A 15,953-nucleotide genomic window follows, 5' to 3' on the forward strand; every position below is an offset into this window, starting at 1 on the left:
TATTTTTAACCTTATGAAGTATGTAATTTTTTTAAAATCATATTTTCAGGTAGTTTTTCTTCGTATCTTTGCATAAGAATTTTGAGAGAATAATATTATGAAATTGGTACTACTAACAGTAGCTCTTCTTTTAGCTGCTTTTGCAGGAATTGCAATTAAATTATGGGCTAAAAAAGACGGAAAATTTGCCGGAACTTGTGCAAGCCAAAGTCCTTTTCTAAACAAAGAAGGTGAGTCTTGTTCTATGTGTGGAAAAACTCCTGATCAATATGCTAACTGTAATGAAACAGGACATTCTAAGTAGTTTTTAAAAATACTTTCGTTCAAAAGCACTTCATTGGAAAAAGAATCTTTAACTCTTTCAGATCACATTAAAAAAGCTAAAGAAGGCAAACAAGCATCTTTTAATTATTTGTTAGACACTTTCTGGAATGATGTTTTTAATTTTCAATTAAAACGGACTCAAAACGAATATGAGTCAGAAGATATTACAATCCAAAGTTTCTCAAAAGCATTTGATAAAATAGACACTTTTAAAGAGGAGTATAACTTTAAAACTTGGATAATTCAAATTTCGAAAAATATCCATATAGATCTTTTACGAAAAAAAAATGCTTCTATCCGTTCTAAAACTACTAGAGAGGTAGATGATGTTGTGTATAAGATCATTGATGATACCCCAACTCCCGAAGACAAATTAATCACAGAACAAAACCTAGCCCAATTACTTAGATACATCAAACAACTAAAACCACACTACCAAGAAGTAATAAACTTAAGATATTTTCAAGAATTAAGTTATAAAGAAATTTCAGAAGTCCTAGATGAACCAATGAATAATATCAAGGTAAAACTGCTAAGGGCAAGAAAACTTCTTTCTGAAATAATAACAAATAAAAAAGAGAAATAATTCAGTTTATAAAACCAATCATTTCTCTTTCATTTGCTACAAATAAATCACTTGTATTATCTGAGACTAAAAGTCGCTATTCTTTTTAACACTTCGTGTAAAGGATTAATCCACTTATCATTTATTTTCTTATCATATTTGATAAACTTTTGGACCAGTCCTTTCGGCGCAGATATTTCTTTTTCAATTCCGGTTATATTAATAAAATTTTGATTATTAATTAACCACTTTTCAACTCTCTTTCTGTTTTTCTGTAATTGTTTCTGTTGTTCTAATTCTTCTTTTGACATTTTTAATTGGTTTTTTAACTTTTTTTTAATGAATAAAAAATGGGGTTAAGCTAATTTTAACCATGATTTAAAGTATGATACTATAAATTATGTGTTTCAAAAATAGGAAAAGAAATTTTATTAATCCATAAAAACCTTATTAAAATTACGGTTTTACCATAATTTTAATAAGAAAAAATCCCTAAAGATATATCAAATAGAGCGTTTTAATCAAATTAACAACTTGATTATCAGTGTTTAAAAATAATTTTATAAGTATTTTTTTCAACATCTATTTAATAAAAAATTTCTCTGTTTTTTTACCCAAAATTTCCCTTTTGAGTAATTTTCCATAATGATACTATCATTATCATATTATTAACACAAAACAAATACATAGATTTTATATTGTGTATGAGTAAATTTTATGTTAAGGATAAAATTTATTTATACGCAAATTCTATACTGATTATTTACAGTAATAGATACTCCAAAATATTTCCAAATAAAATACTTATTCAGAAACTCTTAAGAATATTGAAAACTATATTTTAATATGAGCTTTCTTCGTATTTTTGCATAAAACATTGCTAAGTATGAATAATGATGTTACTTCTGTAGCTCCTCCTAAAGGAAAACCAAAATGGCTACGGGTAAAACTACCTACTGGAAAAAAATATACAGAACTTAGAGGTTTAGTTGACAAATACAACTTACATACTATATGTACCTCTGGTAGTTGCCCAAACATGGGTGAATGTTGGAGTGAAGGAACTGCCACATTTATGATACTTGGTAACACTTGTACTCGTTCTTGTGGTTTTTGTGGCGTAAAAACAGGAAGGCCGGAAACAGTAGATTGGGAAGAGCCCGAGAAAGTGGCTCGTTCTATAAAAATAATGAATATAAAACATGCTGTAATAACTTCTGTGGACAGAGATGATTTAGCGGACGGAGGATCAATTATATGGGCAGAAACAATCCAGGCCATTCGCAGAATGAATCCTGAAACTACTTTAGAAACTTTAATCCCAGATTTTCAAGGAAAAACAAAAAACATAGATCGTATTGTTGCTGTTAAACCAGAAGTAGTTTCCCATAATATGGAAACCGTAAAAAGACTTACTAGAGAAGTTCGCATACAAGCTAAATACGAGCAAAGTCTTCAGGTTCTAAAATATCTTAAAGACAATGGTATTAGCCGCACCAAAAGTGGTATTATGCTTGGACTTGGAGAAACAGAAGAAGAGGTCATACAAGTTTTAAAAGATCTGAGATCAGTAGACTTAGACATTGTTACTATCGGACAATATTTGCAACCTAGCAAAAAACATTTACCTGTAAAACAGTTCATTACTCCAGATCAATTTAAAAAATATGAAGAGATTGGACTAAAAATGGGATTTAGACATGTAGAAAGTGGAGCATTAGTCAGATCTTCTTATAAGGCACAAAAGCATCTGACCTAATATTTTTTGAAGAAATTATTTAATGAATATACCTATTAGAGTAGCCATCAATGGTTTTGGAAGAATTGGTCGAAATCTTTTTAGATTATTGATTAACAATTCGGATATTGAAGTTGTTGCTATAAATGATCTTGCAGATACTAAAACATTAAGTCACTTACTTAAATATGATAGTATCCACGGAGTATTATCGCAAAATATTTCATACACTGAGAATCATATAATAATTGGAGACAAATCGATCCCATTATTAAACAAAAAAAATCCTATAGAATGTAATTGGAAAAATTATGATGTTGATATCGTAGTTGAAGCCACAGGAAAATTTAAAACAAAAGAAGCTGCTCTGGATCATATAAAAGCGGGAGCTAAAAAAGTAATACTCTCCGCACCTCCCCTTGAAGATTCCATAAAAACTATTGTTCTAGGAGTAAATGATCATATCATAGATGGAAATGAAACAATAATTTCCAATGCCTCTTGTACAACTAACAATGCCGCTCCTATGATCAAAGTCATCGACGAACTTTGTGGAATAGAACAAGCGTACATAACAACAATTCATAGTTACACCACCGATCAAAGTTTGCACGATCAACCACATCGGGATTTAAGACGAGCTAGGGCCGCCAGTCAATCCATAGTTCCGACTACGACAGGAGCTGCCAAAGCATTAACAAAAGTTTTTCCTGAATTAAGTAGTGTTATTGGTGGGTGTGGAATTAGAGTTCCTGTTCCAGATGGGTCACTTACTGACATTACATTTAATGTAAAAAAAGAAACTTCTATCGAGGAAATAAATCTAGCGTTCAAAAAAGCTTCAGAATCACATTTAAAAGGAATTTTATCTTATACCGAAGACCCTATTGTATCCGTTGATATATTAGGAAACCCACATTCTTGCGTTTTTGATTCTCTAATGACTTCTGTTATCGGAAAAATGGTAAAAATCATAGGGTGGTATGATAATGAAATAGGATATAGCAACAGAATAATAGATTTAATTGTCAACATTTGTAAGAAATAACTATATTAGTTGAGTTATTTCAAGGAAAATGCCAACCCGAATCAAAAAATTTATTATCATATTCATACTTGGATGTAACTTCATTGCTTATTCGCAAATTGAAGATTCCAAGGATAGTATCCAGGTTAAAAATGCTATTGAAAACTATCTTGTTAAAGCATCGGAAGCTATCAACACAGCTAGACTGTCGAATGCTTTACACAATATTACAAAAGCAAAGGAACTGGCAGTAGCAAATCAAGACAAAACATACAGAGCAAAAACCAATCGAGTGCTTGCTGAATTATACCTAGAACTAGGAGACCTAAAAAGCGCCAAAGAGCAAATAAAAAAAGCAATAGAAATCCAAAACGAGCAACAAAATGAAATTGCTTTAGCAAATTCTTACAACGTTTGTGGATCGATACATACCAAGCTTAAAGAATTTACAGATGCGGAAAAACATTTACAACTTGCATCTTCATTAATTAAAAAAAATAATTTAGAAACTCTAGAAGGTCCTGTTAAAATCAATATTGGACTTCTCGCTCTGGAGATGAATCAACCAGAAGAAGCAATTATTCATTTTAATAAAGGGTTACCTAAAATCGAATCCCTAGGACAATCTTATTATAAAGCTAAATTATACACAAACAAAGCCAAAGCTCAAATGGTCTTAGGTTCCCTTGATGAAGCAATTGCTACGAATGATTTAGCTATGCAAATTGGAACTGAAATGGGATATTCCGAAATACAGTCAGAAAGTTTTGAGTTATATAGCAAAATCTATGAAAAGAAAGAAGATTTCAAAACTTCTCTAATAAATCTAAGATTTCATCAACAATTTAAAGACTCTTTATTTAACATCAATAAAGAAATAATTGCGCAAGAAGCAAGAGCTAAACTAAATATAGGTGATGACAAAGTAAAGATTGAAGAACTTACGGAAGAGAATAAGCAACAGCAGAAATCATTAAAGCTAGGAAGACTTACCACTATATTAAGTATCGCACTAATAACAATACTATCGTTACTTACACTTTCTCTATACAAAAACAACAACCTCCGAGCAAGAGCAAATGAGCTTCTACAAAACAAAAACACTGAACTTATTTTAGCAAAAGAAAATGCGGAAAGAGCAAGTGAAGCCAAAGTACAATTCTTATCCACAATAACACACGAACTTAGAACACCACTATATGCTGTAACTGGATTAACACATTTATTACTAGAAGAAAGCCCAACTCCCAATCAAAAAGAACATCTTAATTCGCTTAAGTTTTCTGGTGAATACCTACTATCCTTAATAAATAACATTTTAGATCTAAATAAACTAGAAGCAAATAAAGTAGAGATCGAAAACACTTCTTTTAATTTGCAGAAAAGAATTAATGATGTTTTAATAGCATTAGGAAAATCTGCTAAAGATAGAAATAACAAACTTCACTATGAGTTTGATAAATCAATCCCATCTAAACTTAAGGGAGATCCTCTAAAAATATCTCAAATACTAATTAATCTTATTGGTAACTCTATTAAATTTACACAAAACGGAGATATTTGGATCAAGGTTAAAATGATCAACCACATAGAAAACAAAGTTTTTCTAAATTTCGAAATTAGAGATAACGGCGTTGGTATCTCTGACAAAAAACAACAAAGTATTTTCGAAAACTTTACACAAGGATCTGTGCAAATCAACAGAAAGTTTGGAGGTACAGGTTTAGGATTATCTATCGTAAAGAACTTGCTGTCATTAATGGATAGCGAAATTAAATTAGAAAGTGAACTTGGACAAGGATCTAGATTCCATTTTGATCTGAAATTTGATGTGTTTGAAGATGTTGTTTCTAATTACCAAGAAGAAGCTAAGAAAATTGATTATAGCGTAATGATCGATAAAAAGGTCTTAGTGGTAGAAGACAATAAAATCAACCAACTTATAACAAGAAAAATACTAGAGAAAAACAAAATGATATGTGATGTTGCTGATAATGGAGATATAGCAATCAATAAAACAAAAAATAATGAATTTGACTTAATTCTTATGGACATACACATGCCAGGAATAAGTGGAATTGAAGCAACAAAGCAAATTAGAGAGTTCAATACAGAAATACCTATTGTAGCATTAACAGCAGTAACGTTAGATGATAATCTAGATGAGTTCTACAATAATGGCTTCAATGATATTATTCCTAAACCCTATAAGACAGAAGAGTTTTTTACCAAATTACACAAAGCATTATCAAAAAAAACAATAAGTTCATAGTTTGGCACACCTATTGATAATTATCTAACTCAAAAACAATGAAGAGCATTTTTTATTTTTTTGAGTTAGCCAAAATACACAAAATGAGGTCTTAAAATAAGACCTCATTTTTTTATATACTCTAATATTCGGGTATCAAAAACATTCTGATCATCAATAAATTTCATTTCTATCGGCTGATACCATAACTTTTCCTCGGAAAAACTAGGAGCCAATCGCATATAATCTTTCTCAGTTGTAACTATATAATCATGCTTTTTTAATTGATCAAGCTCGGTTTCTGTAAAATTGTGATGATCCGGGTAATTAATATGCGTAAAATCTAAACCTAAAGAAGAATAATACTCTAACAAAGGTTTTGGGTTTGCAATTCCTGTAACTAATGTAAACGGAGTATCTTTTAACGAAGATACCGATCGTTCTCTAGAGCTATTAATTATATCAGAACCATAATCGATCGTAGCGAACAATAAAATCTGAGTAGATTTGATATTCATCTTTTTTGTAATACTTTCCTTTAACTCACTACTTATTGTAGTCGGACATTTAGTTACTATAATTATATCCGCTCGATCAGCTCCACTCCTAGGCTCTCTTAAATCCCCTGTTGGCAAAACAATGTCATCACTGTACAAATCATAATAAGGAGTAAGCAAAATATAAAAACCCGCTTTTACTTTTCGATGCTGATAAGCATCATCCAACAAAATTACTTCTGGACTTATTTCTTGATTTCTTAAGTTTGATATTCCATTACGTCGATCAGCATCAACAGCCACTGTAACATTTTTGAATTTAGTTTTAAATTGTAATGGCTCATCTCCTACCTCTTTAGCTGTAGAATTTATTTGAACTAACTGAAATCCTTTTGTCTCTCTTTTATACCCTCTACTCAATGTCGCCAGAATCACCTCATCCTTTAATAACTTAATGAGATATTCAACCATTGGAGATTTACCGGTACCTCCCACACTTAAGTTCCCCACTGCTATCACAGGAAAATCATAAGAAACAGATTTCTTAATTCCTGAATCATACAACTTATTTCGTAACCAGGTTACGAAATAATACACAGGAACGATCGGCAAAAGTATTTTTCTTAATAAATTCAAATGTATAAACTTACTTTTTACAATATGATAATAGCAAATGTATAAAACGAAACTTTGATTATTGACAAAAGTTTTTTTACATTCAATTTATATTTCAAAAACAGACACCAATGCAAATTAAAGAGGTTATACAACACCTTGAAGTTTTAGCTCCTATGAGTTATGCCGAAGATTTTGATAACGTAGGATTATTAGTTGGAAATAAAAACACTACAGTTACAGGAATTCTTGTAACATTAGACACTTTAGAAACAATCGTAGATGAAGCAATAGAAAAAAACTGTAATCTTATAGTAAGCTTTCATCCTATTGTTTTTAAAGGGATCAAAAAATTTAATGGCAATAACTATGTAGAACGAGTAGTTATGAAAGCCATTAAACATGATATAGCGATTTTTGCTATCCATACTGCACTGGATAACGCATATCACGGAGTAAATGATATGATATGTGAACAACTTGGATTGATAAATCGTAAAATCTTAATCCCTCAAAGCGGTAGTATTAAGAAGCTAGTAACTTTTGCTCCCGAAAAAGAAGCAGACTCCTTGCGAACAAAATTATTCGAGGCAGGAGCAGGAACTATTGGAAACTATGAAAATTGCAGTTTTTCCTCCAATGGGATAGGAACTTTTAAAGCAACCAAAAACACCAATCCATCTATCGGCAAAATTGGGCAAACACATCACGAAAAAGAAACTAAAATACAAATCACATTTCCAAAACACTTAGAAAGTACTATCATAAAGTCATTACGTAAAAATCATTCTTATGAAGAGATTGCATATGAAATTACAACTTTAGAAAACAAAAATCAGCATATTGGAATGGGAATGATTGGTGAATTACCCAATGAAATAGAAGAAACAACATTCTTAAGGCATATTAAAAAGATATTTAAAACGGGATGTGTAAGGCATTCCTCTTTATTAGGCAAACCTATAAAAAAAGTTGCTGTACTAGGAGGAAGCGGTAGCTTTGCTATAAAAAATGCACAAGCAGCTGGGGCAGATATATTTATAACTGCGGATTTAAAATATCATCAATTTTACGAAGCCGAGAACAAACTAATTCTTGCAGATATTGGTCATTATGAAAGCGAACAGTACACAAAAAACTTAATTGTTAGTTATCTTAGAAAAAAAATCAGTAATTTTGCAATCATTTTATCGGATAAAAATACCAATCCCATTCAATACATATAAAATATGGCAAAGAAAGAAGTTACTGTTGAGCAAAAATTAAGAGCATTGTATGATTTGCAATTAATTGACTCTAGAGTTGATGAGATCAGAAATGTACGTGGAGAGCTTCCATTAGAGGTAGAAGATCTTGAAGATGAAGTAGCCGGATTAAACAAAAGATTAGACAAACTCAATGCTGATCTTGAAACTATCGACGAAGGTATTAAGACTAAAAAGAACCTAATCGAAGAAGCTAAATCTTTAATTAAAAAGTACGGAGAGCAGCAAAAAAATGTACGAAACAATCGTGAGTACAACTCTCTAAGCAAAGAAATGGAGTTTCAGGAATTAGAAATTCAGTTATCTGAAAAGCATATTAAAGAGTTCAAAGCTCAAATCATCCAGAAAAACGAGATTATAGATCAAACTAAAGATCGTTTAACAGAGAGAAATAAGCACCTTACTCACAAAAAAGGAGAGCTTGATGCAATACTTGCAGAAACGGAAAAAGAAGAATTAGCCTTAATTGCTAAATCTGAAGATTTCCAAAACAACATTGAAGAAAGGCTAGTTGCAGCATATAAAAGAATAAGAAATAACGTAAAGAATGGTCTAGCTGTTGTACCTATTGAGCGTGGAGCTTCCGGAGGTTCTTTCTTTACTATTCCGCCACAGGTTCAAATGGAAATTGCTTCACGAAAAAAAATCATCACAGATGAACATAGTGGACGTATCTTAGTAGACCAAGAGTTAGCGCAAGAAGAAAAAGAAAAAATGGAGACAATGTTTTCTAAATTGTCATAAACCAATTTTTTATATAATATTACAGCCTCAGATGTTTCTGAGGCTTTTTTTATTTTAAAAAATTACAATATCAAAAATGGATAGCATCTTAATAATAGGCAATGTATGGCCAGAACCTAATTCCTCCGCTGCCGGAAGTAGAATGCTTCAACTAATTCAACTATTCATATCTAAAGGTTTTAAAATAACTTTTGCAAGTACCGCTGCCGAAAGTGAACACATGCAAGACATTAATGCACTTGGCGTCACCAAAACTACCATAGCTATTAATGACAATAGTTTTGACAATTTTGTAAACAACCTAAAACCTCAATTTGTTATGTTTGACAGATTCATGTCCGAAGAACAATTTGGATGGAGAATCGCTAAACATTGTCCGAAAGCTTTAAGGATTTTAAACACAGAAGATCTTCACAGCCTAAGAAAGACAAGAGAAGAAGCTTTTAAAAAAAAGATTGACTTTACATATTCTAATTTAAAATCAAGCGATATGGCAAAAAGAGAAATTGCCAGCATTTATCGTTCTGATATCTCTTTAATTATATCAAGTAAAGAAATAGACATCTTACGAAATCAATTCAACATAAGAAAAGAACTATTACAATACCTTCCTTTTCTACTAGACCCAATTAACACTCAAACAAAAAATAACTGGAAGCCCTACAACCAAAGAAGCCACTTCATAACTATCGGAAACTTTAGACACGAACCTAACTGGAATAGTGTTTTATATTTAAAAGAAACTATCTGGCCGCTGATAAAAAAAGAACTTCCGGAAACTGAACTTCACATCTATGGAGCGTACCCACCACCAAAAGCCACTCAACTACACAATCCAAAAGAAGGATTTCATATAAAAGGGTGGACAAAAAACGCTGCAGAAGTTATGCAGCAAGCACGTATATGTATCGCCCCTATACGTTTTGGCGCAGGAATCAAAGGAAAACTATCAGAAGCAATGCTAAACGGAACACCTAGCATAACAACAACTATAGGAGCAGAAGGGATGCTTGGAGAAGACTCAGACTGGAATGGCTTTATCAAAGATAAACCAGTAGAATTTGCAAAAGCAGCCATCAAACTATACAACAATGAAAATATCTGGAATCAAGCACAACAAAATGGAATAGAAATCATCAACACTCGTTTCAAAAAAGAAGAACTTAGCAATAAACTAATTCAGCGAATCTTTAAATTAAAAGATAATTTAGAAGAGCATCGTCATCAAAATTTCATTGGCTCAATGCTACAACATCACACCATGAAAAGCACTGAATTTATGTCTCGGTGGATTGAAGAAAAAAACAAGAACAACTAATGCCCTAATAGGTTTACAAAAAAACTGATCAATCCCAAAAAGTAAAACCATTAATAAAAACACAAAACCAACTGTTTTCAGAGTACTAAACTTTAACTCATCATCAAACTTTGCCCTATAACCTAAGAGAACTCTAATTATTTCTAAAACCCTAACCCTATTAAGAAAGAGTACTAAAAACAATAACAAAAGATAAAGCATTGCACTCACCAATGCTCCATATGTATCAAAAAATATAGCATCAAAAACAATTATATTAATAAGAATTGGCATGAGAACAAAAACCCCAAATAACTTTGTTTTCTGAAACAACAACAAACAGGCTCCAATCAATTGCGAAATACCAATAAACAATATATAAGAATAGGAATACCCCATAAAAGTCCAAGCTAGATCAAACCCTCCTACTTCAGACAAAGGAATCATAGCTATTTCTTCGGGTAAAACACCTCTTCTGTAAAACTGCCCTCCCAACAACTTACCAGATCCATATATGGTAATTAGCATAAAAACATACCATCTAGCAGCAAGCTCTATATAATAAGAAAATTTAGAATTCATCTTACAACTTTCTCATAAGACGATATCAAACAAATTCAGGTTACAAACAATTAATAATAAAAACAAAAAAAATAGATTATTGAAAACAAAAAAAGCCTCTTCACTGATGTGAAGAAGCTTAATATCTTTTAAGAATTCTCTTTTTATTAAAGAGCAGCTACGTGCTTAGCAAGTTTTGACTTTAAATTAGCTGCCTTGTTATCATGTATGATATTACGCTTTGCTAATCTATCAATCATAGAAACTACAGAAGGAAACAAAGTCTCAGCTTCTTTCTTATCAGCTTCACGCAATTTTTTGATAGCATTACGTGTAGTTTTGTGCTGATATTTATTTCTAAGACGCTTAGTCTCACTATTTCTAATTCTCTTTAATGCTGACTTATGATTTGCCATCTTTTCTTTGTTAAATTTCTTTACTATAAAATTCGTAGCCCGTAGGGGAATCGAACCCCTCTTACCAGGATGAAAACCTGGCGTCCTAGCCGATAGACGAACGGGCCATTTCCTTTTTCAAGGATTGCAAATTTATAGTTTTCACTGTAAACTTGCAATTAATTTTTTAATTCGTAGCCCGTAGGGGAATCGAACCCCTCTTACCAGGATGAAAACCTGGCGTCCTAGCCGATAGACGAACGGGCCATAGTTGTTTGTCTAATTGCGGATGCAAAAATACAACTATTTTTTAATGGCGCAAGTGTTATTTTATTTTTTTCTAAAATTAATATGCTTTTGCAAATAACACCCTTACTTTAGAGGGGTTCCCGCTATATACACAACTACCATTTTCTTCTTTTGCATCAAACGGAATACATCGTATAGTGGCTTTGGTCAACTCTTTAATCTTTTGCTCTGTCTCTGCCGTTCCATCCCAATGAGCTGATATAAAACCACCTTTATTTTCTAAAACTTCTTTAAACTCATCAAATGAAGCAACCTCGGTAATATGCTCATCCCTAAATTGAGTAGCTTTTTGATGTAAACTTTCCTGAATTTCTTTTAATAAAGACTCAATCGTGTCTACAACCTGATCCTTATCTACAAATTGTTTAGAAAGAGTATCTCGTCTTGCTAGCTCTACCGTACCTTTTTCTAGGTCTTTAGGTCCAATAGCTATTCTTAACGGAACTCCTTGAAGTTCGTATTGTGCAAATTTAGCTCCTGGCCTATGCGTATCTCTATTATCAAATTTCACAGAAATACCTTTAGATCTTAAATCATTAACTAATTCATTTGCTACCTCAGAAATTTGATTCAATTGTTCCTCTCCTTTATATATTGGAACAATAACCACCTGTATTGGAGCAAGATTAGGCGGTAAAACCAATCCATTATCATCACTATGCGTCATAATTAAAGCCCCCATCAATCTAGTAGATACACCCCAAGAAGTAGCCCATACATAATCAAGTTTTCCTTCTTTTGAAGTAAACTTAACGTCAAAAGCCTTGGCAAAATTTTGGCCTAAGAAATGTGAAGTTCCTGCCTGTAAGGCCTTCCCATCCTGCATTAATGCCTCAATACAATACGTATCTTCAGCTCCTGCAAAACGTTCACTTTCAGTTTTTCTTCCCTTAATTACCGGAATTGCCATAAAGTCCTCAACGAAATCAGCATATACATTATTCATTTGATCAGTTTCAGCAATTGCTTCTTGTCTTGTCTCATGAGCCGTATGCCCTTCTTGCCACAAAAACTCCGCTGTTCTTAAAAACAAACGAGTCCTCATCTCCCATCGAACAACATTTGCCCATTGATTTATTAAAATTGGTAAATCTCTATACGATTGGACCCATCCTTTATAGGTATTCCATATAATTGCCTCAGAAGTAGGTCTAACAATCAACTCTTCTTCTAATTTAGCTTTTGGATCAACTATTAATTTTGAGGTATCCTCTGGATCAGTTTTTAATCTATAATGAGTTACCACTGCACATTCTTTTGCGAACCCTTCAGCGTTTTTTTCTTCTGCTTCAAACAGACTTTTAGGAACAAAAAGAGGAAAATATGCATTTTGATGTCCAGTTTCCTTAAATTTTCTATCTAATTCCGCTTGCATTTTCTCCCAAATTGCATACCCATAGGGTTTAATTACCATACACCCTCTTACCGCCGAATTCTCAGCTAAATCAGCCTTTACGACTAATTCGTTATACCATTTAGAATAATCTTCACTACGTTTTGTTAGATTTTTGCTCATAATCTGCTATTTGGCACAAATGTTGTGACTTTGTTAAATAAAAAATAGTTAGGGCAAAACTAACTAAATTTGTATTGTTCAACAATAAAATAAGGAGATATGCGACTTAAAAATTATTTTAAAAAAAATGGAGCTGTTGGGACCTTCCTTGCAGCCTCTCTACTTATGTTGACATCTTGCGGTTCTTATGAGTATGTATCTTATGATGATGGTATTTATGGCGAAGCAAGAAGCCAAAGAAGTTATGAACCACAACCAACCGCTACCAAAACCGAAACTAGTTCAAATTATTATTCTAATTACTTTTCAGAAAAATCTGCTCAGATTGACAATGTTATGGAGCAAGATGCCATTTTCACTGATATAGATTCTTATTCTAGTGAAAACTACAACGCTTCTGATACGACAAATGTAGCTTTAGCTTATGAAGGCGGACAACCTGCATGGGGAAGTGATTATGATGAAGTTTCTGTAAACATAATAAATACTGGATGGAATAACTGGGGATGGAATGCCTGGGGCCCTGGAATAGGCTGGGGATGGAATAACTGGGGATATAACTCCTGGGGATGGAATGCTGGATGGGGACCTGGTTTTGGATGGAACGCCGGCTGGGGATGGAATGCTGGATTTGGATGGGGAAATCCATATTGGTATGGTGGTGGATTTTGGTGTCCTCCATATTATAACTATGGATATGGTGCGTTTGGAAGAAATCGAATCGCATACAATAGAGGTTTTAGAAATCGAGGATTTAGAAATGCTTATGCAGGGAATTACAGAAGCAGAAGTGCCTACAATAGTAGATCTAGAAACTATAACAATAATAGATCAAGAAGTCGCTCGTACAATAATCGCAGTAGCTACAATAATAGAAGAAGAATCTCCGCTAACAATAATAGAAGAACAAGAACCTCAACATATTCTGGAGCAACTAGATCATCAAATAATGGCGCGTACTCGCGATCAAGATCAAACAATGCTAATAGAAGCAGCACTAGATCATACAGAGGAAGTTCCAGAAGTTCAGGTACAAGGAGTTATTCTGGATCTAGAAGTAGCAGCAGCAGAAGTTCTGGATCTTACAGAAGCAGCGGATCTAGTAGAAGTAGCGGATCTAGATCTAGCGGTAGCCGTGGAGGAGGAAGAAGTCGTGGCGGAAGAGGTTAAAATCCACTTTTAAATTCTTTAAAAATTTTCAAAAAAAATAAAGTTTATTGGATTTAGATAGATATACAATCGATTAAAAATTGTGTCTTATCTAAATCCATAATCTGTTGTGTAGTAACAATAGTTAAATCAAATATTGCAACATATATGAAAAAGATATTTTTATTCGTTGGTCTATTATCTCTATCCTTCATAAATGCCCAAGATATTACAGATGCAGTAAGATATTCTCAACAAGAAATTTTAGGTACTGCACGTTTTAGAGGAATGAGTGGCGCATTTGGTGCTTTAGGAGGAGATATGTCTGCATTACAAATAAATCCTGCAGGATCAGCAGTCTTTTTAGGTTCCTCTGGTTCAATAACATTATCCTCGTCAAATATCCAAAATGATACAAATTATTTTGATGGTTTTAACGAAACATCATCTTCTAATTTTAACTTTAATCAGATAGGTGCTGTATTCATATACAATAACCGTAATGAATCAACTATCCTTAATAAGGTATCATTAGGTATTGCATATGATCAAACTACAGATTTTGCCGAAGAACTATTTGCTTTCGGAAGAAGCAACAATTCAATCGATAATTTTTTTCTAGCAGAAGCGCAAGGCATTCCTCTCGATTTATTAACCCCTAGAGCAGGAGAAAGTCCAGACGATCTTTACGGTTTTTTAGGAGAAACAGAAGGTTATGGAGCTCAACAAGCATTTCTTGGTCACGAATCATTTATTATCGAAGGAAATGATCTTACAGACTCCAATAACACATCATATTTCTCAAATGTAGCTCCAGGAGTTTTTGACCAGGATTACTATTACGAAAGTACAGGTTTAAATGGGAAATTCACCATTAATGGAGGAGCCCAAATAAACGATAGATTTTATGTTGGAGTTAACCTTAATTCGCACTTTATTAACTATGATAAAATCACGAGGTTTGACGAATTCAATAATAATACAGGAAGTGTGGTTAATGAAATTATTTTTACAAATAGGCTATCTACTATTGGAGCAGGCTTCTCTGCACAAGTAGGAGGAATACTAAAGGTTTCACACATGCTTCGACTAGGTGCTTCTTTAGAATCTCCAACTTGGTATTATATCGAAGAAGAAACAACGCAAAGAGTAGTTACCGACGGAGTAAATGGAAGAATTAATTTAGATCCTAACGTAATAAACATATTTCCAGAATATCAATTACGTACTCCAGCAAAAGCAACTGGAAGTATTGCGGTTCTTTTTGGAAAACGTGGGTTAATTAGTTTAGATTATTCATATAAAGATTATTCATCTACCGAATTTGATTCTGATGAAGGCGTGAATTTTTCTGATATAAATAGACAAATTGAAAATAGTTTACAAGGAGCTTCTACCCTTAGAATAGGAGGAGAATTAAGAAATGGCAACTGGAGCTTTAGAGGTGGTTATAGCTATGAAGAAAGTCCATATGAAAATGAATTCATTCTGGGAGATAGAACTGGACTCTCTATGGGTATTGGTTATAACTTCGGGAAAGTAAAATTTGATGTCGCATATGACTATTCAGAACAGGAGCGTATTGAACAATTTTATCCAAATACATCTTTCACAAATTTTGCAACAGTAGAAAGTTACAGAGACAACCTAACTTTCACCTTAAGTTTAAATTTATAAAAAAAAAATAAGTCGCTTTAAAA

Annotated in this window: 15 protein-coding genes and 2 tRNA genes; 10 read left to right on the forward strand and 7 right to left on the reverse strand. The window is 32.8% G+C overall.

All coding sequences use genetic code 11. From position 1 onward, the window contains the following. The first annotated feature begins 97 nt into the window (after window positions 1-97). Complete coding sequence (locus H526_RS0107315) at window positions 98-304, forward strand: hypothetical protein (RefSeq protein WP_027392398.1); 207 nt, start codon at window positions 98-100, stop codon at window positions 302-304. Window positions 305-337: 33 nt separating this feature from the next. After that, on the forward strand, window positions 338-910 hold the full coding sequence (locus H526_RS0107320; protein ID WP_027392399.1) for an RNA polymerase sigma factor: 573 nt from the start codon (window positions 338-340) through the stop codon (window positions 908-910). A 56-nt stretch (window positions 911-966) separates the two neighbouring features. On the opposite strand, the gene H526_RS0107325 is transcribed toward H526_RS0107320, so the two are convergent. Next, window positions 967-1,200, reverse strand: coding sequence for a hypothetical protein (locus H526_RS0107325; RefSeq protein WP_027392400.1), 234 nt, complete (start codon window positions 1,198-1,200; stop codon window positions 967-969). Window positions 1,201-1,775: 575 nt separating this feature from the next. Between H526_RS0107325 and lipA the strand changes: the two genes are divergently transcribed. Genes lipA through H526_RS0107340 form a run of 3 tightly spaced genes read left to right on the forward strand, consistent with a single transcriptional unit; the run spans window position 1,776 to window position 5,926 of the window. Then, window positions 1,776-2,648: a lipoyl synthase gene (lipA, locus tag H526_RS0107330; protein WP_027392401.1), complete on the forward strand. Its 873-nt coding sequence runs from the start codon at window positions 1,776-1,778 to the stop codon at window positions 2,646-2,648. Window positions 2,649-2,670: 22 nt separating this feature from the next. Continuing rightward, window positions 2,671-3,675, forward strand: a complete 1,005-nt coding sequence (gap, locus tag H526_RS0107335) for a type I glyceraldehyde-3-phosphate dehydrogenase (RefSeq protein ID WP_027392402.1) — start codon at window positions 2,671-2,673, stop codon at window positions 3,673-3,675. A gap of 28 nt (window positions 3,676-3,703) precedes the next feature. After that, window positions 3,704-5,926 (forward strand): tetratricopeptide repeat-containing hybrid sensor histidine kinase/response regulator, encoded by a 2,223-nt coding sequence (locus H526_RS0107340; protein ID WP_027392403.1) that lies wholly within the window; start codon window positions 3,704-3,706, stop codon window positions 5,924-5,926. Between the two features lie 104 nt (window positions 5,927-6,030). On the opposite strand, the gene lpxK is transcribed toward H526_RS0107340, so the two are convergent. Beyond that, window positions 6,031-7,038, reverse strand: coding sequence for a tetraacyldisaccharide 4'-kinase (gene lpxK / locus H526_RS0107345; protein ID WP_027392404.1), 1,008 nt, complete (start codon window positions 7,036-7,038; stop codon window positions 6,031-6,033). Window positions 7,039-7,148: 110 nt separating this feature from the next. Here lpxK and H526_RS0107350 point away from each other — a divergent pair, with 110 nt between their 5' ends. The 3 genes from H526_RS0107350 to H526_RS0107360 all read left to right on the forward strand — a co-directional run bounded on the left by H526_RS0107350 (window position 7,149) and on the right by H526_RS0107360 (window position 10,344). Beyond that, complete coding sequence (locus H526_RS0107350) at window positions 7,149-8,243, forward strand: Nif3-like dinuclear metal center hexameric protein (RefSeq protein WP_027392405.1); 1,095 nt, start codon at window positions 7,149-7,151, stop codon at window positions 8,241-8,243. Between the two features lie 3 nt (window positions 8,244-8,246). Then, window positions 8,247-9,026, forward strand: a complete 780-nt coding sequence (locus tag H526_RS0107355) for a zinc ribbon domain-containing protein (protein WP_027392406.1) — start codon at window positions 8,247-8,249, stop codon at window positions 9,024-9,026. A gap of 76 nt (window positions 9,027-9,102) precedes the next feature. Continuing rightward, complete coding sequence (locus H526_RS0107360) at window positions 9,103-10,344, forward strand: glycosyltransferase (RefSeq protein WP_035084873.1); 1,242 nt, start codon at window positions 9,103-9,105, stop codon at window positions 10,342-10,344. Here the strand turns inward: H526_RS0107360 and H526_RS0107365 are convergent. From H526_RS0107365 to proS, 5 genes are all read right to left on the reverse strand, one after another. Further along, window positions 10,273-10,905 carry a hypothetical protein gene (locus H526_RS0107365; protein WP_027392408.1) on the reverse strand — a complete coding sequence of 211 codons (633 nt, stop codon included), beginning with the start codon at window positions 10,903-10,905 and terminating at the stop codon, window positions 10,273-10,275. The genes H526_RS0107360 and H526_RS0107365 overlap by 72 nt on opposite strands. Window positions 10,906-11,051: 146 nt before the next feature. Then, window positions 11,052-11,300, reverse strand: coding sequence for a 30S ribosomal protein S20 (rpsT, locus tag H526_RS0107370; RefSeq protein ID WP_027392409.1), 249 nt, complete (start codon window positions 11,298-11,300; stop codon window positions 11,052-11,054). Between the two features lie 35 nt (window positions 11,301-11,335). Beyond that, window positions 11,336-11,407, reverse strand: a tRNA-Glu gene (locus tag H526_RS0107375). Between the two features lie 67 nt (window positions 11,408-11,474). After that, window positions 11,475-11,546, reverse strand: a tRNA-Glu gene (locus tag H526_RS0107380). Between the two features lie 79 nt (window positions 11,547-11,625). Next, window positions 11,626-13,104 carry a proline--tRNA ligase gene (gene proS, locus H526_RS0107385; RefSeq protein ID WP_027392410.1) on the reverse strand — a complete coding sequence of 493 codons (1,479 nt, stop codon included), beginning with the start codon at window positions 13,102-13,104 and terminating at the stop codon, window positions 11,626-11,628. 99 nt (window positions 13,105-13,203) lie between these two features. Between proS and H526_RS0107390 the strand changes: the two genes are divergently transcribed. Together H526_RS0107390 and H526_RS0107395 are read left to right on the forward strand one after the other, a co-directional pair. Continuing rightward, window positions 13,204-14,274 carry a hypothetical protein gene (locus H526_RS0107390; RefSeq protein ID WP_051336043.1) on the forward strand — a complete coding sequence of 357 codons (1,071 nt, stop codon included), beginning with the start codon at window positions 13,204-13,206 and terminating at the stop codon, window positions 14,272-14,274. Window positions 14,275-14,421: 147 nt separating this feature from the next. Then, window positions 14,422-15,930: an OmpP1/FadL family transporter gene (locus H526_RS0107395; RefSeq protein WP_027392412.1), complete on the forward strand. Its 1,509-nt coding sequence runs from the start codon at window positions 14,422-14,424 to the stop codon at window positions 15,928-15,930. Window positions 15,931-15,953: the final 23 nt, after the last annotated feature.

Origin of the sequence: Aquimarina latercula DSM 2041 (assembly GCF_000430645.1) — a bacterium.
GTDB classification, from domain to species: Bacteria; Bacteroidota; Bacteroidia; order Flavobacteriales; family Flavobacteriaceae; genus Aquimarina; species Aquimarina latercula.